The organism is Flavobacterium sp. W20_MBD1_R3 (assembly GCF_052119725.1).
GTDB lineage: Bacteria > Bacteroidota > Bacteroidia > Flavobacteriales > Flavobacteriaceae > Flavobacterium.
In genome coordinates this window covers 86958-107862 of sequence record NZ_JBGQOR010000003.1, presented here as the reverse complement: position 1 = coordinate 107862, position 20905 = coordinate 86958, and the positions used below count along the sequence as shown (strand labels likewise).

General features: G+C 33.1%; 21 protein-coding genes. 5 read left to right on the top strand and 16 right to left on the bottom strand.

What is annotated here, in order from left to right; translation table 11 throughout:
* Nucleotides 1-4: 4 nt before the first annotated feature.
* Both kdsA and ACEN2F_RS06400 read right to left on the bottom strand, forming a co-directional pair.
* Nucleotides 5-823, bottom strand: a complete 819-nt coding sequence (gene kdsA / locus ACEN2F_RS06405) for a 3-deoxy-8-phosphooctulonate synthase (RefSeq protein ID WP_441737090.1) — start codon at nucleotides 821-823, stop codon at nucleotides 5-7.
* Nucleotides 824-1022: 199 nt separating this feature from the next.
* A complete protein-coding gene (locus ACEN2F_RS06400) occupies nucleotides 1023-1472 on the bottom strand; it encodes a 2-dehydro-3-deoxyphosphooctonate aldolase (RefSeq protein ID WP_441737087.1) in 450 nt (149 codons plus the stop codon).
* Between the two features lie 572 nt (nucleotides 1473-2044).
* On the opposite strand from ACEN2F_RS06400, the gene ACEN2F_RS06395 reads away from it, so the two are divergent.
* Both ACEN2F_RS06395 and ACEN2F_RS06390 read left to right on the top strand, forming a co-directional pair.
* Nucleotides 2045-2605, top strand: a complete 561-nt coding sequence (locus ACEN2F_RS06395; protein ID WP_441737081.1) for a YeeE/YedE family protein — start codon at nucleotides 2045-2047, stop codon at nucleotides 2603-2605.
* Nucleotides 2606-2642: 37 nt separating this feature from the next.
* A complete protein-coding gene (locus ACEN2F_RS06390) occupies nucleotides 2643-3059 on the top strand; it encodes a DUF6691 family protein (RefSeq protein ID WP_441737078.1) in 417 nt (138 codons plus the stop codon).
* A 45-nt stretch (nucleotides 3060-3104) separates the two neighbouring features.
* Here the strand turns inward: ACEN2F_RS06390 and ACEN2F_RS06385 are convergent, their stop codons facing one another.
* From ACEN2F_RS06385 to prmA, 4 genes are all read right to left on the bottom strand, one after another.
* Complete coding sequence (locus ACEN2F_RS06385) at nucleotides 3105-3776, bottom strand: lysoplasmalogenase (RefSeq protein WP_441737076.1); 672 nt, start codon at nucleotides 3774-3776, stop codon at nucleotides 3105-3107.
* Between the two features lie 9 nt (nucleotides 3777-3785).
* Nucleotides 3786-5057 carry a sterol desaturase family protein gene (locus ACEN2F_RS06380; RefSeq protein WP_441737073.1) on the bottom strand — a complete coding sequence of 424 codons (1272 nt, stop codon included), beginning with the start codon at nucleotides 5055-5057 and terminating at the stop codon, nucleotides 3786-3788.
* A 93-nt stretch (nucleotides 5058-5150) separates the two neighbouring features.
* Nucleotides 5151-5426 (bottom strand): ATP-dependent Clp protease adaptor ClpS, encoded by a 276-nt coding sequence (locus tag ACEN2F_RS06375; protein WP_441737070.1) that lies wholly within the window; start codon nucleotides 5424-5426, stop codon nucleotides 5151-5153.
* 43 nt (nucleotides 5427-5469) lie between these two features.
* Nucleotides 5470-6303, bottom strand: a complete 834-nt coding sequence (prmA, locus tag ACEN2F_RS06370; RefSeq protein WP_441737067.1) for a 50S ribosomal protein L11 methyltransferase — start codon at nucleotides 6301-6303, stop codon at nucleotides 5470-5472.
* 92 nt (nucleotides 6304-6395) lie between these two features.
* Between prmA and ACEN2F_RS06365 the strand changes: the two genes are divergently transcribed.
* Nucleotides 6396-7619 carry a porin gene (locus ACEN2F_RS06365; protein WP_441737065.1) on the top strand — a complete coding sequence of 408 codons (1224 nt, stop codon included), beginning with the start codon at nucleotides 6396-6398 and terminating at the stop codon, nucleotides 7617-7619.
* 54 nt (nucleotides 7620-7673) lie between these two features.
* Here ACEN2F_RS06365 and tpiA read toward each other — a convergent pair whose 3' ends face one another.
* The 5 genes from tpiA to ACEN2F_RS06340 all read right to left on the bottom strand — a co-directional run bounded on the left by tpiA (nucleotide 7674) and on the right by ACEN2F_RS06340 (nucleotide 12124).
* Nucleotides 7674-8426 carry a triose-phosphate isomerase gene (gene tpiA, locus ACEN2F_RS06360; protein WP_441737062.1) on the bottom strand — a complete coding sequence of 251 codons (753 nt, stop codon included), beginning with the start codon at nucleotides 8424-8426 and terminating at the stop codon, nucleotides 7674-7676.
* An 80-nt stretch (nucleotides 8427-8506) separates the two neighbouring features.
* Nucleotides 8507-9001, bottom strand: a complete 495-nt coding sequence (locus ACEN2F_RS06355; RefSeq protein ID WP_441737059.1) for a TlpA family protein disulfide reductase — start codon at nucleotides 8999-9001, stop codon at nucleotides 8507-8509.
* A gap of 367 nt (nucleotides 9002-9368) precedes the next feature.
* Nucleotides 9369-10445: an ABC transporter permease gene (locus tag ACEN2F_RS06350; RefSeq protein WP_441737057.1), complete on the bottom strand. Its 1077-nt coding sequence runs from the start codon at nucleotides 10443-10445 to the stop codon at nucleotides 9369-9371.
* A 13-nt stretch (nucleotides 10446-10458) separates the two neighbouring features.
* Entirely contained in the window at nucleotides 10459-11559 is a 1101-nt protein-coding gene (locus ACEN2F_RS06345; RefSeq protein WP_441737054.1) for a BT_3928 family protein, read from the bottom strand.
* Nucleotides 11560-11578: 19 nt separating this feature from the next.
* The gene (locus ACEN2F_RS06340) at nucleotides 11579-12124 is read right to left on the bottom strand and encodes a DUF1599 domain-containing protein (protein ID WP_441737052.1); all 546 of its coding nucleotides are present in this window, start codon (nucleotides 12122-12124) and stop codon (nucleotides 11579-11581) included.
* A 161-nt stretch (nucleotides 12125-12285) separates the two neighbouring features.
* Here ACEN2F_RS06340 and folP point away from each other — a divergent pair, with 161 nt between their 5' ends.
* Nucleotides 12286-13110, top strand: coding sequence for a dihydropteroate synthase (folP, locus tag ACEN2F_RS06335; RefSeq protein ID WP_441737049.1), 825 nt, complete (start codon nucleotides 12286-12288; stop codon nucleotides 13108-13110).
* Nucleotides 13111-13112: 2 nt separating this feature from the next.
* A complete protein-coding gene (locus ACEN2F_RS06330; protein ID WP_441737046.1) occupies nucleotides 13113-13745 on the top strand; it encodes a hypothetical protein in 633 nt (210 codons plus the stop codon).
* A 41-nt stretch (nucleotides 13746-13786) separates the two neighbouring features.
* On the opposite strand, the gene rlmH is transcribed toward ACEN2F_RS06330, so the two are convergent.
* The 5 genes from rlmH to ACEN2F_RS06305 all read right to left on the bottom strand — a co-directional run bounded on the left by rlmH (nucleotide 13787) and on the right by ACEN2F_RS06305 (nucleotide 20869).
* Nucleotides 13787-14260: a 23S rRNA (pseudouridine(1915)-N(3))-methyltransferase RlmH gene (gene rlmH / locus ACEN2F_RS06325; RefSeq protein WP_441737043.1), complete on the bottom strand. Its 474-nt coding sequence runs from the start codon at nucleotides 14258-14260 to the stop codon at nucleotides 13787-13789.
* 666 nt (nucleotides 14261-14926) lie between these two features.
* Nucleotides 14927-16921 (bottom strand): DUF349 domain-containing protein, encoded by a 1995-nt coding sequence (locus ACEN2F_RS06320; protein WP_441737040.1) that lies wholly within the window; start codon nucleotides 16919-16921, stop codon nucleotides 14927-14929.
* Nucleotides 16922-17224: 303 nt separating this feature from the next.
* Nucleotides 17225-17974, bottom strand: a complete 750-nt coding sequence (locus ACEN2F_RS06315; RefSeq protein WP_441737037.1) for a shikimate dehydrogenase family protein — start codon at nucleotides 17972-17974, stop codon at nucleotides 17225-17227.
* On the bottom strand, nucleotides 17974-19371 hold the full coding sequence (locus ACEN2F_RS06310; protein ID WP_441737035.1) for a tetratricopeptide repeat protein: 1398 nt from the start codon (nucleotides 19369-19371) through the stop codon (nucleotides 17974-17976). The genes ACEN2F_RS06315 and ACEN2F_RS06310 overlap by 1 nt, the downstream gene beginning before the upstream one ends.
* A 310-nt stretch (nucleotides 19372-19681) precedes the next feature.
* The gene (locus ACEN2F_RS06305; RefSeq protein ID WP_441737032.1) at nucleotides 19682-20869 is read right to left on the bottom strand and encodes an aspartate aminotransferase family protein; all 1188 of its coding nucleotides are present in this window, start codon (nucleotides 20867-20869) and stop codon (nucleotides 19682-19684) included.
* Nucleotides 20870-20905: the final 36 nt, after the last annotated feature.

Sequence of the window (20905 nt, the reverse complement as noted above, 5' to 3'; positions counted from 1 at the left end):
AAATTTAAAATGTATTTATTGTTTTTCTGATGGCGACTAGTTTAGTCATTAAGGATTCAAAATAGTCCAAATGCAGCATATTAGCACCATCGCTTTTTGCGTTAGCAGGATCAAAATGGGTTTCTATAAAAATTCCATCTACGCCTACAGCAATACCAGCTTTAGCGATAGTTTCAATCATATCAGGTCTTCCACCGGTAACACCTGCGGTTTGATTGGGTTGTTGCAGGGAGTGCGTTACATCAAGAACAGTGCTAGCATATTGCTGCATGGTAGGAATTCCTCTAAAATCAACAATCATATCTTGGTAGCCAAACATGGTTCCTCTATCGGTAATCATCACGTTTTCATTGTGACAATCTAATACTTTTTGAACTGCATGTTTCATGCTTTCTGGACTCATGAATTGTCCTTTTTTTAAGTTCACTACTTTTCCGGTATTGGCAGCAGCCATTACTAAATCTGTTTGACGCACCAAAAAAGCGGGAATTTGCAACACATCAACATATTGAGCCGCCATCGCAGCATCTTCATTTGTGTGAATATCCGTGACTGTAGGAACTTTAAATGTTTCCGAAACTTTTCTGAGGATTTTAAGTGCTTTCTCGTCACCAATTCCTGAAAAACTATCAATTCTAGAACGATTTGCTTTCTTGAAAGAACCTTTAAAAACGAAAGGGATTTGTAAATGATCAGTAATACCAACTAATTTTTCAGCAATTCGCATCGCCATTTCTTCTCCCTCAATGGCGCACGGCCCAGCCAGTAAAAAGAAATTGCCACTATCAGTATACTTTATTTGTGGAATATTTTGTAGGTTCATAATATGATTTTTTAAAGGTGCAAAGGTAGTTATGATTTACGATTTACGATTTACGATTCCTTAATAATTTCAGGTATTAACTTTTTTTTAGGAGCTGTTTCCTGCTGTACATTGCAATCTCCCTGAAAAACGGGAGGATTTCCACTGCCATCAGGGCTAGGGATTTAGTAAATAAGGCCATTATGGGATTTTATAACGATTATTTTTTTAACGAAAGTCCCACAGGAATCATCAAAACCCCTTTTTCATAAATGTTTAAATACAGCAAAACTGGTTTTTTCTGACCTATCCATTTTAATTCATAAACATCTAAAAATCCTGCACCTAACTCACTTCTTGTTGTTGGAAATGGACAGCAACTTTCTAATTTTGTAAACGTGATTTTTTCTCCATTAGGTCCTGCTAAAGCATTCAAAAACCGACCTTGATTGACTGTTTCGTTTTTGGTGTTATTAAAGAAAATATTGATAGGATACTCTTTATCATAGCCATATTTTTTGTCTGTACTGTAAGCAGTAATTACAAAAGTATTTTCTTTTGAAAGGGTAAGTTTTGGAGCATTATCATCTGTGTTTTTTAGCACAAATTGTGTACTCGAACAAGAGGATATTCCAATGAGTAAAGCAATAAGTAGGACTGATTTTTTCATGTTTAGGGTAAATTTATGAGGTCAAAATTCGCGTAATTTATAGGAATAATAATGTTTTGTTGAATACTTGTTTTTATACATATAAGGCATGTAAGTTTTTACTTTAGACAAATAGAGTTAGGGCTTTGTTTTTAAACAGATAAGGCATGTAAGTTTTTTACTTTAGACAAACTATAGTTGTGGCTTTGTTTTTAAACATATAAGGCATGTAAGTTTTTTTTTTAGCTTAAATGACTTATATGTTTAATTCTAAAGCAATAATATGGATCAATTTTCACTTTAGAAAAATAGAGTTCAGGCTTTGTTTTTAAATATCTAAGGCATGTAAGTTTTTATTTTTTTTTAGCTTAAATGACTTATATGTTTAAAATTAAATACCTTTCATCTCAAAACTTAACATCAAAGTGTAAATAGTAATTACAAAAGCATGTATATTATATGATACAAATATAAATAGAACTTTATCCCTTATTGTGTGTTCCCCTAAATAATTTATACCTGTTTTTTATTGATTTTATAATTTCTCATACTATCTCATAAAATGGTTCTTATCTTTGCACAAAAAAAACAGTATGGATATTATTTTTCAAACATGGTCTTGGTATGTTTCTGGTTTTTTGATCGGCTTGATTATGTTAGCACTTATTTATTTTGGAAAATCTTTTGGAATGTCTTCTAATTTACGCTCACTGTGTTCAATGGCTGGTTTAGGAAAACGTGTAGCCTTTTTTGATTTTGACTGGAAAGCGCAACGGTGGAATTTAGTAGTCGTTCTTGGCGCTATGTTAGGCGGTTTTATTGCTGTTCATTTTATGAGTGATGCTTCAAATGTTGCTATTAATCCTAAAACAATTGAAAAATTAGCGATAATGGGTATTGATGCTCCAAACGGAAAATTAGTACCAAATGCTCTCTTTGGAATTGCTGTTTTAGAATCTCCTAAAAGTATTATAATACTTCTTATTGGTGGTGTTTTGATCGGTTTTGGCGCTCGCTATGCTGGTGGTTGCACTTCGGGACATGCCATTTCAGGGTTGAGTAATTTACAAATTCCTTCTTTGAAGGCGGTAATTGGATTCTTCATTGGTGGGCTGATCATGGCGCATTTTTTATTGCCATTAATTGTAATGTAGGTAAGGAATCATCATTTAAAAATTTAAAATTAAAAGAATGAAAAATATAGTAAAATATCTAGTGGTTGGATTTATTTTCGGAATTGTATTGACTAAATCTGAGGCTGTTTCTTGGTATCGCATTTATGAAATGTTCCAATTTCAGTCGTTTCACATGTACGGAATTATCTCGGTGGCTATCTTGACGGGGATCCTTGGAATTCAAATTATTAAACGAAATAATATAAAAGATATCAAAGGAGAATCGATTGAAATTCCAGATAAAGAAAAAGGATCGTCACGATATTGGATTGGCGGATTAATTTTTGGACTCGGTTGGGCATTGGTGGGTTCTTGCCCCGGACCAATATTTATCTTACTTGGAGCGGGTTTTTGGACCATTCTACTAGTGCTTTTTGGATCACTTTTAGGTACTTATTTGTATGGATTATTGAAAAATAAGCTGCCTCATTAATTGGAAATAACCTAGCAATAAAGTAGCATTCTCATTTTGAAAATGCTATTTTTTTTTGTTTAATTTTAAAATTCCAATGACAATCAAATATTGTGCAGTCAAATAAGTAGCCATAACTAGGAAGGCGCTGTATTGCAATGGGACATGAAATTTATCAAAGGCCAAAATACTATCCGAAGCTACAAAAGTAATTGCACCAATCAGAATATAACTATTGGCGGGTTTTTGCCAATTCAAAAAGCCTTTAAGTGCGAACAACAACATAATTGAAATGGTCAACGCGTAAACAAAAACTGGAATTTTTAAGTCACCTAAACTTGGTAATAAAATCAGCATTATAACTATTAAATAAAAGGCAATTGAGGTCACTCCAATCCAAAAAATAATTTTACTTTTCTTTAAATAAATCTTTAATTGTTTGCTAAAAAGTATGATATAAAAAATATGCGAAAGTAAAAAAGCAATCAATCCTGCAATAAAATATAATTCTCCTTTGTCAGCAAACATCAAAATAATATCACCTATCCAAGAAAAACTTAAAGCAATTAAAAGAATTTTTTTTGTGGTAAACCTTTCCGAATAATAAACAGCCAAGAGTAAGAATGGAAGCAATAAAGGTTTCAAAAACCTGACTAAATTTTCATTTCCAGAAAACAGAAACAAAAGATAAACAGCAGCAATTCCGATAAAACTTTTTAGTATTATGTTGCTTTTCATATGTTATTTTTAAGTTTGAGCTACGATAATTATTTCTTTTTCAAAATTAATGCTAGCAAAATAGATGGTGATTAGCAAGGACAAGATAAGATATCCTGCAATAGCATAACTTGCAAAGGGAAAAAGTTGATTCAAACCAAACCAATCCCCAAAATAGAAGATTAGTCCAATTCCGAATACAAAACGAATACTTTCCCAGAACACGGAAATTTTTCTGGCATCCATTAATTCTGTGTAACTGTACACGGTTAGGAAGATAAATGCGCCGTAGATAAATACATTTGGCAACCCTATTATAGCAATGGAATTGTACAGATAACTAATGAATAGCAATGTGATAATAGCTTGAAATAAAGACCAATATATCATTTTTTTAGAATATTGAAATCCATATTTTTCAAAGTCAAAAACATTGGTAATTTTAGTTACTGGATATTTTTCTTCAAAATTTTCTGGACGCCAGCCTGTTGGTTTAAACCAAATGGTAAACTTGTCTTTCCAGTTCTCAGCACGCCATGCATCTGTTATCAATAACCATAAATGCTGAAAATTTATCCGAACTGGATTCCAGGTTCGCACTGGTCTTGTAATTCCAAAAACGGGTGGAACAGTTTCTAATTCTGCTTGGAATGTACCAAACCATTTATCCCAAATAATGAATATCTGCGAATGATTTTTGTCCAAATATTCTGGGTTGATAGCATGATGAACACGATGATGGGACGGAGAAACAAGTATATTTTCCAGAAAACCAATTTTCTTAATGTGTTTGGTGTGATACCAGAATTGGAGAAATAAATGAATGGGTAATGTTATCGCAATCACCTTAGAAGGAACTCCTAAAAGAGCTGCCGGTATCAGTAAAAAAGTAAATAAATTAACAAAACTGGAAATGGGTTGCCGTAAGGCACAAGCTAGATTGAATTCTTCACTGCTATGGTGAATGGCGTGTTTGTTCCATAAAAAATTAATTTGATGAGACAAACGATGACTCCAATAGCCGTAAAAATCAATAATAATAAATCCAATTAAATAAGTTACAAACGTTGCTTCTAACGTAAATAAAGCAATTTTAGAAGCGAACCAATCGTAAGAAATGAGTGTAATACTGAGTCCCAAAACATCCTTGAGAGAATTGATCATTCCAGAACTTACGCTGGAAATAGAATCCATGTTAGGTGACGCATCTTCCCCTTTGTAATGCCCATATATTTTCTCAATGATAATTAACATCAAAAATATGGGCATTACAAAAACTAAAATTTTACCATATTCTTCCATAAAAACACTTTTTTATATCCAAATATAGAATAAAAGTGAGTATTTTTTATGTTATTGATAATAATTTATTTCTTAGTGGGAAGTTTTATTAATTTAAATTATCTCTGCATTTAAACCTGCCTCTAGTAATTGGGTGCACTGCCGTTTTAATTTGTCATAAGGACCGGTTTTTACAGTACATTTTCCATTGTAATGCACAATTAGGGAGCATTGTTCTGCTTGTTCAGGAGTGTGATTACAAACCCGAATTAGTGTATCAATGACATGATCAAAAGTATTTACGTCATCGTTGTAAACTACTATTTCATGATCTAAACTCACAATTTCTTTTACACTGACTCTCTCTCTTACTTTTTCTTTAGTACTCATTTTGTAGGTTTTTGTACTTTCGTAATTAATAAAAAATAATAATCTAATTTACATATTTTAAAGATACCCAATTGTTTCTTTCAAATTTTTTAACATAAGTCAGCCCTTTTTCAATACAAGAAGCGTCAATATATGGGATATCTTCTAAGTAAAAACCGCTTAAAAGTAGCGTTCCTTGAGGTTTCAAACTGTTTACATAACTTTGCATATCGTTTAATAAAATATTTCTATTGATATTGGCTATAATCAAGTCGTATTTTTTGTCTTCTAATAAAGCCGCTTCACCTTCATAAACTGTTATGTATTTGCAATTATTGCGTTCCGCATTTTCAATAGAATTTAAATAACACCAGTTGTCAATGTCAATTGCATCAATAGGTTGAGCTCCTTTCATTTCGGCGAGAATTGCTAAAATGGCAGTTCCGCAACCCATATCCAGTGTTTTTAATCCTGTAACATCCATTTCTAATAAATGCTGAATCATCATGTGTGTAGTCTCATGATGACCTGTTCCGAAACTCATTTTTGGTTCGATAACGATATCAAATTCGGCATTTGTTTTTGGATGAAAAGGCGCACGTACATGGCAATTTCCATCAACATCAATGGCTTCAAAATTCTTTTCCCATTCTTCATTCCAGTTGACTTGCTCGATTTCTTCAAAGGTGTAATCAATCGTAAATTCATCGGATTGCAAAACGTGGATGTCATCTAAAATGCTTTCATTCCATAAATCCTTTTGAACAAAAGCTGAAATTCCAGTTTCTGTTTCTGTGAAACTTTCGAAAGCTTGTTCTCCTAACTCAGCAATCAAAATTTCAGAACCCAAATCTTTTGGTTCAATAGTAAAATGATACGCTATATAAATGTTTGACATACTTTTTTTGGCAAAGGTAGCAATAGCGAATTAAAGAGCATTTGTAAATCAAATTTTATTTTACATTTGTAATTAAGACAAACCCGTACAGCATGAAAAAAACAGCCATTTTTTTGATCCTTTTTATTAGTATTTGCAGCAATGCTCAAGTTACCATAAAGCAAAGCAAACAGGATAATGATTTGCGATTATCTGCATTGCCATACTATAGTTTTGGTAAAGGGATAGGAATGACTTCGCCCGATAGTTTATATCAATTAAATATTCGGTTCCGGATGCAGAATCGGGTGACGTATTTAGAAAATGAGGATGAAAAAGGTATTTATGATGGACAAATTCGAAGATTACGATTGCGATTAGATGGGTATGTGGGAAGTCCTAAATTTTTGTATGCAATTCAATTGTCATTTGCCCCGGGCGATGTTGGTGAAATTAGAGAGGGCGATAATCTCAATATTATTCGTGATGCCGTTGTTTTTTATAGGCCAAATAAAAATTGGAATATTGTTTTTGGACAAACAAAATTACCAGGAAATAGGCAGCGCGTCAATTCTTCAGGCGGCTTACAATTAACGGATCGATCTATTAATAATGCTAGATTTACGATTGACAGAGATTTTGGTTTTCAAATTCACAACATGAATGAGTTTAGAGATAAGTTTTCATATAACTTCAAAACTGCTGTTTCTACAGGAGAAGGCCGCAATGTTACTGGCAATTCTGATGCTGCAGTTGCTTTAACCGGTAAGATAGAGTTGTTACCATTTGGCGCATTTTCTAGAGATGGAACCTATTTTGAAGGAGATATTGTTAGAGAAAAAAGGCCTAAATTATTGCTTTCGGGGGCTTTTCAACAAAATAATCAGGCCAAAAGAACGCAGGGACAATTAGGGATTGATTTGTTTGAAGCCCGAACTATGAAATCAGTAATGCTGGATGCCATGTTGAAATATAACGGTTGGGCCGCTATGTCAAGTTATATGTCCAGAAGCACCTCTAAAAATGCCGTTACAATAAATCCAAATGATATTTCACAATCTAATTTTGTTTATGTGGGACGTGGCTTTGACCATCAGTTGAGTTATAATTTTCCGTCAAATTATGAAATTATTGGTAGGTATTCTACGCAAAAAGTTGGAAACGATATTAGGCTCTTAGCTCCAAATACACAGCAATATACAGTTGGTGTTACTAAATACATTTGGGAACATACTTTTAAACTACAAACGGAATTAACATTTGATGCTTTGAATTATTATGACGGAAGTACAAAAAACAATTGGTATTTACGTTTTCAGGTAGAAATAGGAATTTAAAAAAAAAAGCGATGAAATTAATCATCGCTTTTTTATAAAGTATAAAAATGAAATTTACAGCGCATTTACTATAGCTACAAAATCATCTGATTTAAGTGCAGCACCACCAATTAGGCCTCCGTCTACATCTGGTTTTGAGAAAATTTCTTTCGCATTATCTGGTTTTACGCTGCCACCATATAAGATAGATACGTTGTCAGCAATTGTATTTCCAAAGGCTTTACGAACTGTTTCTCTGATAAATTCATGCATTTCTTGTACTTGATCTGGAGATGCTGTTTCGCCTGTTCCTATTGCCCAAACTGGTTCATAGGCTAAAACAATACTTTCCCAATCTTTAGCTTCAATGTGAAACAAACCATCTTTTAACTGGTTTTCAACCACATTAAAATGATTTTTTGATTGACGATCTTTTAATTCTTCTCCAAAACAAAAAATAACTCTCATGTCATGTTCTAAAGCTGTATTTACTTTACTAGCAATTAAAGCATCTGTTTCATGAAAAATGGCTCTGCGTTCTGAGTGTCCCAAAATTACAAGATCAACACCAACACTTTTTAACATATCAGCCGAAATTTCGCCTGTAAAAGCGCCACTTTCTGCTTGGTGAACATTTTGTGCAGCCACATCTATATTAGTGAATTCTAAATGATCTACCGCTGAAGCCAAATTTACAAACGTAGGTGCAACAATTATTTGCACATCAGTATTAGTAGGTATTTTTGCTATTAATTCATTCAGTAAATCTTCTGTTTGTTCTGAATTTTTATGCATTTTCCAGTTTCCTGCTACAATTTTCTTTCTCATTTTGTCGTTTTAAATTTAGTTTTTGGATTAATTTTTAAAGCTTTTGTAAAATAGAAGTTTTAAAGCTTTGTGCTCATACACTATTTTAAATTCTCTAAAGTCTCAGTGATTTTATCAAAATCAGTCTCTATAGCGCGGTATAATGCAATTTTTCCAGTTTTGTCTACGATGATGTATCTTGGAATCCAATCAACATCAACGGCCTTTGCAAATACACCTTTCATTTGGTCATTTGCCATGAAATGATCGCCTTTCAATTCGTGTTTTTCTATTCCAACTTTCCATTTATCAGCAGTTTTATCCATTGAAATAAACACATAAGCAACATCAGGATTATTTACTTGTAATTCTTTGATTTTTGGCATTGCTTTGACACAATCTCCACACCAAGAAGCCCAAACTTCAATTACTATTGTTTTGCCTTCGTGTTTTTTTAAAATATCCTGAAAAGCAACTTGATTTCCATCAGTGGCTAAAAGTGTTTCCGATAAAGCTTCTTTAGAAAATTCATTTTTATCTTCTTTTGAACAAGAAAAAGTTACAAAAGCAATTAGGAGTAGTAGTATGCGTTTCATTGTACCGTTGTTTTTTAACAAAGTTAATCAAACAATTGGAATGAGTTATGAAGAATACCAAATTTTGAAAACAGATTTTAAAAATGCCTCAATAATATCGTTGTAGTGCTTGAAATGTAACAAAATAAAAGCAGATAAGTAGTTGGACCTACTTAATGTCATACTAAAAAAGGAGTGAAATAATATTTAACATATAAGTCATATAAGAATTAAACCTTAAATGACCTTATGATTGTTCAAGTTACATAAGGCTAACACAATTGAAAACTTAAACTTACATGACTTATGTGGTGAAAAAAATGCAACATTGTTTTATTCTTATTGCTTAGTATTCAGGAAATGGTGCTTTGTTGACTAAAAACAGTAATTATTCCAATCTTATTTTTGGATCCAAGTAAGCATACACAAAGTCAACAATAATATTAATGATGACAAATGTTGTTGCAATAACAATCACAGAACCCATAATTACAGGCAAATCTAAGTTGTTTAAGGCTTCTACAATTTCTTTTCCCAAGCCGTTCCATCCAAAAATAAATTCGACAAAAACTGCACCAGCAAGCATTGATGCGAACCATCCGGAGATCGCCGTTACAACAGGATTTAAAGAATTTTTTAGTGCATGTTTTCGAATGATTTGAATTTCGGATAACCCTTTAGCTCTGGCGGTTCTTATATAATCTTGTCCTAAAGTTTCTAATAACGAATTTCGCATCAATTGGATTACTACTGCTAACGGACGAATTCCTAACACTATAGCTGGCAAAATAATATTTTTCCATTGGATATAACTTCCTTCGCCAAAATCATCCACTTCGTAAAGGCTTCCAGTCATGTTGAGTTGTGTGTATTTTTGTAACACAAAACCAAAGAGCCAAGCAAATAAGATTGCGCTAAAGAAAGAAGGAATACTCATTCCTAAGGTGCTGATTAATGCAATTAATCGGTCAATCCAAGAATCTTTGTACAGTGCAGAAATTATTCCAAAAATAATTCCAAAGACAATCGCTATTATAATGGCAAATAAGGCCAATACTGCAGTGCTTGGTAATGTGTGCCCTATAATTTCAGACACTTTTTTTCCGTTTTTCTGAAAACTTTCTCGCAGATAAGGAGTTTTTACAACTAGTACTGTTTTCCCTATTTTAATAAGGGACTTAGCATTGTATTTACCTTCACTCAGGAAAGTATAATCGGATTGGTCACCGCTGTGCAACGAAACGAGGCTCAGGTCATTTAGGTAATACAAGTACTGGATTGCAATAGGTTTATCAAAACCATATTTTTTTTTGACAATCGCAAGTTGCTCTGAATTTTCATTTTGATCTAACATCATGCGTGCGGGATCGCCTGGTAAAACGGTAAATAAAAAAAATATCACAGTAATCACTCCAAAAAGAGTGAGCAGCGCATATCCAATTTTATTTAGAAGGTATTTCAACATGTTTTTGTCAACGTTACAGTTTTAAATCCTTAAGATCATTGTGATGAACTTTTTGCTTCACGGTACCTTTTTCGAGCAATACAATGCTTGGATTGGCTCTTTCAATTGTTTTTAAAGTAATCGCGTCACAGAAGTAGAAATCAAATGTCATCCCAAATTGTTTTTTTACCGTTGCGATCTCATTGGGTAAAGAAGCCGTCATACCAATTACTTTATATCCTTTTGCTTTTGCTTCTAGATTTAATTTTTCCATTTTGGCTAAACCACCTTTATCGGCATTTAATAGATCGTATGCTACAATCAACATCAATTTTGGTTCTCGCAAAAACTGATCTTTGTAATCAGAACCTTCTTTTTCCATACTAAAATCATGAATGGGAGGAACATATCCTTCAGTAATAACTTTGTCTTTACGGTCCACAAATACAGCATCTTCTGGTATCAACAGCAACTCTTTTTCAGTGAATTCTGTATCAACACCGTTTACCTTGTAAATAAAAACCATTTCTACTAATGATTTTTCGGCATCGTCCGGGATGCGCATTCCTTGCTGAATATTATTTCCCACCTTGAATGGTCTAAAATCTATTAATGGTAAATGATTTAAAACCCAAACTCCCATTAGCGATGAAAAAACGATACTGGCGTAAATGATTATGTTTTGTACGTTATTGTGAAACAGCGGTTTTACCAATTTTTCATTAAAAAACAATATCAGAATAAAAAATAGCAAAACGATATCTTTAGTAAACGATTGCCATGGTGTGAGTTTTAACGCATCTCCAAAACAACCACAATCTTTTACCACATTGAAAAAAGCGGAATAAAAAGTTAGGAAAGTAAATAATACGATCAATAGTAGTAGACTCCAGATAGTAAATTTGGTTTTGTAACCTATGAGCAACATAATACCTAAAACTACTTCCAGAATTACTAAAAACAAAGCAATTCCTAGCGAAAACTGAATAAAGAAAGGCATGTTAAAAACGGGTTCACTAAAATATTCTGCCAATTTATACGAAAACCCAATTGGGTCATTTAGCTTAATTAATCCCGAAATAATGAATAGGGTTCCAACAAAAATTCTAGAAAATTGTGTAATTATATTTTTCATGTTTAGTTAGTGCTTATTTTTATTTATTTCCAAAATCCATTAAAATCAATGCAAAAACCGAATAATTTATCATATCCTGATAATTAGCATCGATTCCTTCAGAGACTAATGTTTTGCCTTTATTGTTTTCAATTTGTTTGACACGAAGTAGTTTTTGCAAGATCAAATCTGTCAATGAACTGACCCGCATTTCGCGCCAAGCTTCACCATAATCATGATTTTTGTCTTCCATTAATTCTTTGGTTACCTTAATTTTAGCATCGTATAATTCCGTTGCTTTTGCAATACTTAAATCAGGTTGATCCGCAATGCCTAATTCTAATTGAATCAATGCGATAATAGAATAATTGATGATTCCAATGAATTCACCCGTCTCATCTTCATCAATTTTACGAATTCCGTTTTGTTGCAAACTTCTAATTCTTTGCGCTTTTATATAGATTTGGTCCGTTAATGAAGGCAATCTTAAAATGCGCCAAGCACACCCATAATCTTGCATTTTATTGATAAACAGCGCGCGACAAGTTGCAATCACAGTATCATATTCCTTTGAAGTATTCCTCATTATTGGTGTATATTTGTCTTGAAATTTTTTCAAAAGTAAAGAATTAAGATCGAAGTACAAAGTACAAAGACTCTTTACCGCAAACGAAAGTAATGCTTGAATGTTGAATGCAGTGCTTTTAATATTTGTACACGGCAAATGAACACTGAATACTCTAAAAAATGACTATAAATTGTAAAGGAATACTTGTTGATGTGTCAACTCCCAAAGTAATGGGGATTTTGAATGTGACACCCAACTCTTTTTTTGATGGCGGAAAGTATAAAAACGAATCCGAAATCCTTTCTCAAGTTGAAAAAATGTTACTGGATAGGGCAACTTTTATCGATATTGGTGCTTATTCTAGTAAACCAAATGCCGAATTTGTATCAGTACAAGAGGAAATTGCCAGAATTGTGCCTGTTGTTGATTTGGTTTTAAAATATTTTCCAGAGGCATTACTTTCGATTGATACTTTTAGAAGTGAAGTGGCAAAAGCTTCTATTGAAAGTGGTGCAGCAATCATCAACGATATATCAGCAGGAAATCTAGATGATAAAATGCTGGAGATTATTGCAAAATATAATGTTCCTTACATCATGATGCACATGCGAGGAAATCCACAAACGATGCAAACACTTACCAATTACGATGATATTGTAAAAGAAATGTTATTCTATTTTTCAGAGAAAGTAGCAATAGCCAGGCGTTTTGGAATCAATGATTTGATTATAGATCCGGGCTTTGGCTTTGCCAAAACAATAGCGCAAAATTATGAAGTTTTTCAAAAAATGGAATTGTTCAACATGCTGGAATTACCACTTCTTGTTGGGATTTCTAGAAAATCGATGATTTATAAAACACTGAATACCACAATAGAAAATGCGCTAAACGGAACCACGATTTTGAATACTATGGCACTGACTAAAGGTGCAAAAATCCTTCGCGTTCACGATGTAAAAGAAGCCATGGAATGCGTGACATTATTTAATACAATTAATAAATAAAGATGAAATATTTTACCCTGATTGTTCTTTTTACTTTGTTTTCATGTGGAGAAAAGGAAGATATATTACTGCCAAAAGGCAATACAACAATTGTCAAAAATGTAGCTGATCTTTCGCCAATCTATATTTTTTTTAGAATAAAAAGTAAGGACACGCTAGCTGAAGTAAATCGTAAAAACAGTATTATTTCGACAAGTTGGATTCTGAATATAGACAAACGATTGCCGTTGCGACTTGCAATTCCGGAGATTATGAAGTTGCAGCAGAAGAAACGGGAAGAAAAAGCACACAAAAATGAAAAAGCTGAAAATTATTATTCCTACGCGGACACAATTGGAAATAATCTTGCCTTTTTACCTTTTACGAATGTGTATTACCAACTGGAAAAACCAAAGTCAGGAGTTGTAGTCTTTTTTGTTAAAAACAATGAAATTTTAGTAGATCAAGTTTCAGTAAAACAACAAGAGTTGCAAGCGTATTTGGATAAACTATCCAGTGAGGCATCGAATCAGTATGTTTTTTGCTTTGATAAAAACATAACTTTTGGAAGTTACATTCAAAACAAAATCTTTTTAAATAGTTTAAAGTTGCCATCGTCAGAATTTAATTTAAAACAAGAAGAATTTGTTTATTAGAAGCCACAACTGAATATTAAAACAGAACACTGCTTGTTACTTTACTGATGATGATACGGTTCATTTTTCAAGATCGTGAATCCGCGATACAGCTGTTCAATAAAGAATAATCGTACCATTTGATGTGAAAAAGTCATTAGTGACAAAGATATTTTGCCATGCGCTTTGGCATAAACTAGATCCGAAAATCCATAAGGACCACCAATTACAAAAACTAAAGTTTTTACCCCAGAGTTCATTTTTTTTTGTAATTCTTCTGAAAATCCTACACTAGAGAAATTTTTTCCATTTTCGTCGAGCAAAATGAGCTGGTCAGTCGGCGTAATTTTTGCCAAAATCAATTCCCCCTCTTTCTCTTTTTGTTGACTTTCAGATAAGTTTTTTACGTTTTTGATATCAGGAATACTTTCTAAATCAAACTTGATGTAAAAGGACAGCCGCTTGATATAATCTTCAAGCAAAGATTGTAAGGCTTTATTGTCGGTTTTACCAATGGCAATTAATTTAATGTTCATTTTTGTTGTTTCAGAAAGGTAAAGATATAAAAAGCATTAGCTTTTTTTTATCTATTAACCTCAAAAATAGCTACTATTTAAACATCAATTTACTGTAGCACAATATTCAAATTAGTATCTAATGCAGATCAAGATCTGTTAATTATAAAATGTGAAGATGTAACTCATTCTTATCTACCTTTTTTAATCTCTTTATGTTTAATTCCTCTACGCTCTGTTTAGGTTTTTTAGCCACAGATTCACAGATTAAAAAAGATTATTGAAAATCTGTGAATCTGTGGCTGTTATTTTGCTAATACCCAGGGGGCTCTGTCCCGAGGTAAATTAATGCGGATGATCAGTTAAATCAAAGGCAGGACTGCCAATCATTTCTTTCTTTTGGAATTAAAATTTATTTTTAAGTTGGATCTCTTTTTGTTTCCTGTCGTTGTGGGTTTTTTTTTATATTGATTTTTGCTGTAGTTTTATTTGAATTAAAAATGACGAACAGCCGTTTGAAGATCAACAGGTATTGATGATGTCTTGATTTTTATTGTTGTAAAAATATCGAGTTTAGTAGTTGATAGTAAGGATTATTATATCTTTTAATTTGAAGGATTATATTCAAAAAAAGAAATCTCGAACAGAGTGTGTTCGAGATTTCTAAGGAGCAGTATTTGCTTTGGTTTATTCTATTTTTATATTTCTCAACTGTTTTAGTTTTTCCTTCCAAATATCAAGACTTTCCTTGTGGATGGCAATGTTTTTGCGAACTTCTAAGACGATAGAATTTTCTTTTTTTGCATTTCTGGTATTGGTAAAAAACTGAATATTATTTTCTAATTGGAAAATTTCATTTTGAACTTCGTCAATCTTTCTCATTAGAAAGATCTTTTCATTATCTAATTTGCGTGTATCATGACTTTCAGATAAATTATCCATTCTATTGGCAAAACGTATCATATCAGTATCTTTTTTGCTTAAACTAAGTTTTTCAAAAAGCGCATCTAATATTTTATTGAATTTACCCTCAATATGTCTTCGTGGAAAAGGTACTTTTCCAAAGTTTTTCCAAGTTTCTATATGCAATTTGATGGCATCTAAATCTATTTTATGATCTCCTGTCAATTCGAATGCTCTAAGCGTTTCTAGGTAGATTTTTTTAGAATCAAAAGCAGCAACTTCTTCACTGTTATCTTCATTTTGCTGTTCCTTTAGTTTGTCAAAATAATGGTTGCAAGCATCTTTAAATTCTTTCCAAATCTTATCTGAATATTTTCTAGGTACGTGTCCAATCTGTTTCCACTCGTCCTGAATTTTTTTCATAACAGCGGTTGTAACAGCAAAATCTGTGCTTTCTTGCAATTCTTTAGCTTTTGCTACCAGCGCCATTTTCTTGTTTAAATTTTCGTTTTGGTCTTTCTTAATATCTTTATAAAAAGAATTTTTGAAAGAGTTAAAATTTCTAACGGCAGTTTTGAAACTCGCCCAAGTTTCCTCATTTACATCTGATGGTACCTTTCCAGCAGAGAAAAAAGCGTTGCGTAAGGCTTCAATTTTTTCAATTTGTGCCAACCATTGTGAATGAGCATTGACTTTTTCAGAAGCCAAAACTTCAATTTTAGCAATAATATCTTTTTTCTTTTCTAAATTTTCAAGTTCAGTACCTCTTTGATTTTCGAACAAAACCTCGCGCTTATCATGCATTTGTTTAGTCAAATCACTGAATTTGTTCCAAATATCATCACGGTGTTCTTTTGAAACTGGACCAATGTCTTCCTTCCAAATTCGATGTAAATCTTGAAGTTCTCTGAATGCTTTGTTTACATCAGCTTCAATGACTAATTCCTCTACCCGAGATACAATTTTTTGTTTTTGCTCTAAATTATGTTTGAAATCTAAATCTCTCGCTTCTCTGTCTAAATGGAGATAATCATAAAAATTTTCTACGTGAAAATGAAAATTATTCCAAACATGGTTGTACTTGTCTTTTGGGATTGCTCCTGCGTTTTTCCATCGTTCTCTTAAATCATTAAAATGTTTTAAGGTATCTTTAATGTTTGCTTGAGGATCAATTAGTTCCTTTAATTCTTCAACAATGGCCAGGCGATTTTCTAAATTGGTTTTCAGATTTGTCTGCAAACTCTTAAAGTGCATGTTTTTAGCATCTCTAAACTGGGAATAATATTTATCAAAATTGGTTTTCAGCGGAGAATGATAGTGAAATTCTTCATTTGGATCTTGATTTTCTGCCAGAAATTCCTCTTTTTTCTCTTCTAAAAGATGATTATATTTAGCTAAAAAGGCTTTTTTAATTTCTTCAATATGATCCTTAAATGACAGTATTTTTTCATTTGAAACTAGGCGTTGTAATTCATCGATTAGTTCTTCAAGAGACAAAGAATCATAATCTTGCATAGGGTTGTCATGACGCTCTTTTAGCGTTTCGTCTTCGCTTTCGGCTGCATTCGTTTCTGAAATGGCATCAAGCGCAAGTTGATTTTTTGTTTCTGAAACACTATCGGCAGGCGTTACAACGTTATCTTCAGCAGGAAAATCAGCTGGTTCTACTGTTTCTAAAACGGGGTCGATATCTGCAGCAACAGTTACTGCATTTTTTTCAACATTTCCATCTGCTTCGTTTTCATGACGAGACAGGTTATCATTCTTTTCTTCTAACATTTTTTCAATGTGTAAGGTTACTAAATATATTCTTCACGAAAGATACTAAAGCCGTATGAAAATACAAAACAAAAACTTAATTTATAGTCATTTTAGGTTAAGTTCCTATTTACTTGGAGCTTTTTCCTGCTGTGCGCTGTATCTTTTTTGCACGCCAAAAAGGCTACAAAAAAGGATGCCGCTTCCATCAGGGCTAAGGATTTTTAGATATTACTTAATTTCTTTTAATTTCAAACAAAAACCACTCAAAAGGAGTGGTTTTTATGTATTCAAATACGTGTATGAGGTCAATCTGTATTTAGATTATTTATTCCAAATCTTCCATGCTTTTTCCGCTTGAAAAATTAGCATATCCAATCCATTTTTAACTTGTGCGCCATGTTGCTTGGCTTTTTTAAGAAATTGAGTTTCAGTAGGATTGTAAATTAAATCGTAAGCAATGTGCTTCTCCGTAAAAAATTCATACGGAAGTAAGGGAAATGCATCTACATTTGGACTAGTTCCTACCGGAGTAGCGTTAATTATAATTTGGTAATTATCAAATGTAGTTCCATTGATTCGGTTATAGCCAATTGCATTGTCTTTAGTTTCTCTGGATACAAAAGTATACTGTATTTCCAACTCATCCAAAGCAAACGCAACCCCTTTAGAGGCGCCTCCTGTTCCTAAAATTAATGCTTTTTTATGGTGCGGTTGCAATAACGGTTCTAATGATTTCTTGAAACCATAATAATCTGTATTATAACCTTTCAACTTTCCTTTTTTAGTGACCTTAATGGTATTTACAGCACCAATTAATTCCGCTTTCTTTGATAATTCATCTAGAAATGGAATTACGGTTTCTTTATAAGGAATGGTGATACTCAATCCTTTTAAATCCAAAGTGTTTTTTAGTACCTGCGGAAAATCAGATATTTCTGGAATATCAAAATTTTCATAGGTACAGCCCGCAAAATTTTCGGCATTAAATTTTTCTGTAAAATATCCTTTAGAAAAAGAATAACTAATATTTCGTCCTAATAAACCAAAACGCCTTCTAAGTAAATCTGTCATTATTCTTTTCTATGTTTTGCAATATAATTTTGCACCATTTTTTTTGCCCACACCACAGGAAATAGATCTTCCAGTATAATGTAATTGTCAAAATTCAATCTTAAAGCATTGCTTAAATGGAATTTTGCTTTGGTATTGTCCGCTAACATAAAATAGAGTCCTGCCAAGCGGTATTCAATTTCGTTTTCTTCTGGGAAATATTCTGAGGCTTGTAATAACGTTTGAATAGCACTTTCAAATTCCCCTAAAAACTGAAGGATATCCACCCAAAACAACCAAGTATCTAGTTCGTTATCACCAAATTCTACTGCTTTTCTATATCCAAATTCAGCTTCTTCAAAAAAGTTCATTTGTTTATTAATGGAGGCAAATCGTTTCCAATATAAACGATTTTGGTTGTCAATAGCTAATGCTTTATTGACATAAAACAACGCTTTTTGGTAATTTTGTTGCCGTACGTAAAAGTCGGTGATAGCAATCCACCCTTTGTCTAAAAGAGGATCTTCATGTACAGTTTGATTGAAATATTTTAAGGCTAAAGCTTTATTTCCTAGTTTTTCATAGCATTTTCCCATACGAAGTAATGCATACGAAGTCGCGTCGTCTAATTCGATAGTTCTGCTGTAACTTTCAATGGCTTCGGCGTGTTTTTTTAATCGTTCGTAGGCTTTTGCTTTTTCCATGAAAGCACCCAGAAATTCATCATCAATCAATGTAGCATAATCAAATGCACGAATAGCACTTTCATATTCTTTTACACCGTAATGCAAACGACCCAATTGATGCCAAGCAATTTCGCTGTACGGATTTTTGTCGATGTATTTTTTTAAATAACTAATTGCTTCTTGGTTTTGATCTAAAAATTCAAAACAATACACAACGTTATACAAAGCAGATTGATCTTCTAAATCTTCTTCTAAACATTTTATAAAGCTTTCTTTGGCCAGCTCAAGATTATCCATAAAAAGATGTTCCATACCTATTAAATTATAGACATCAGCATAATCATCTGTATATTTCAATGCTGTTTTTAAGAATTCAACTGCTTTTTGGTGTTGGTCTCTTTTGGAACAGATGTTGGCTTTTTGAATGTAAATTTCTTCATTAGTTGGCTCAATGGCATACAATTCATTTAATAGTTTTTCAGCTAATTCTAGTTTGTCATCGTAAACCAACATTTCTACTTGAACTAATTTTAGTCCGGTAGATTTCGGGTGTTGCTCTAGTGCTAGTTTTAGTGCTTTTTTTGCCAATGCGGCTTTTCCCATATCGAGATAATGAAGAATTATTTCTTCAAATTCTTCGGAGTCAAAAAAGAGTACTTTGTTGGTTTTCAACATGCCCTCAAATTTAGACAGAGATAAGTTATAGTCTTCTTCTTCGTTGCTTAATTGCATACTGTATGTTTTTAATTTAGCCTAAATAAATTTAGGTAATCGTGTGTGTACTGTGAGGAAATATTAGAATTGTTGTGAACAATTTAATTAACAAAAAAAGTTTTGGTTTAAAATGATGCCATAGCCCTAATTACTTCACTATACTTTTATTTTAATTCGAGTTCAGTGAACTTCGTTTGAAGTGAAAATCCCACTCTTTTTGCGTGCATTGCAACGAATAGCAGGAAATAGCTCCCATTTTTTTACTGTTTTGACTATCTATTTCATTGGAATCAATGTTGTTACTTTTGCAATCAAAAATCGTTGATCATCATTTTTTAATCATCATTTCATCCATTACTTCAAGTATGATGCTGCAACCTTCTCGTATTTCTTTTTCAGAAATGGTTAGCGGAGGTGTTATTCTTATGGCGCATCCTTCAAAGAGAAGCCAGAATAAAATGAGTCCTCTGTCTTGACATTTGAGAATCACCTCGTTAGTGATATCGGCAGTTTTTGTCATTGCGGCAAGCATCAATCCTTTCCCTCTTATTTCCTCTATCAAAGGATGTACCAAAAGTGATCGGAATAGCTTTTCTTTCTCCATGGCTTCGGCCATCAGATTGGTCTCGGTAATTTCCTGCAAAGTCGCCAAACAGGCTGACGCAATGACAGGATGACCTCCAAAGGTTGTGATATGTCCTAATTTTGGATTATCACTTAGTAAATCCATCATGGCAGAAGAGGCTGTAAAAGCTCCCACTGGCATACCGCCTCCCATTCCTTTTCCCATGACTACGATATCAGGAACGACATCATAATTTTGGAATCCAAAAAGTTTTCCTGTTCGCCCAAAACCCGGTTGGATTTCGTCTAGAATCATCATTGCGCCCATTTCAGTGCAACGCTGACGTACTTTTTTAAGGAAATCATTGTGTGGCTGAATAAATCCCGCTCCACCTTGAATGGTTTCTAAAATAATTCCAGCTGTTTTGTTTGTTATTTTTTGTAAATCTTCTTCGTTGTTGAAGGTGATAAAATCAACATCAGGAATCAACGGTCGGAAGACTTGTTTACGTTCTTCAAATCCCATTACGCTCATAGAACCCATAGTATTCCCGTGATAAGCGTTGTGGCACGAAATTAATTGGCTTCTTCCAGTAGTTCTTCTTGCTAGTTTTAAAGCGCCTTCAATGGCCTCTGTCCCTGAATTGACCAAATAGGTTTTGTCTAAAGGAGCGGGCAGGAGTGAAGCTAATAATTTGCAATATTCAACAGCCGGGCTTTGTGAATATTCGCCATACACCATCACGTGAGAATATTTATCTAACTGATCCTTTATGGCTTGATTGACTCGGGGATGTTGGTGTCCTAAAGCACAAGCAGATACTCCAGCTACAAAATCTAAGTATTTTTTAGAATGAGTATCATATATATAGGAACCTACGGCATGAGAAACCTCCATTCCTAGTGGATATGGTGAGGTTTGTGCTTGGTATTTTATGAAATTGGTATTCAATTTTTTAATAATTTAACCGCAAAGTTCACGAAGTTT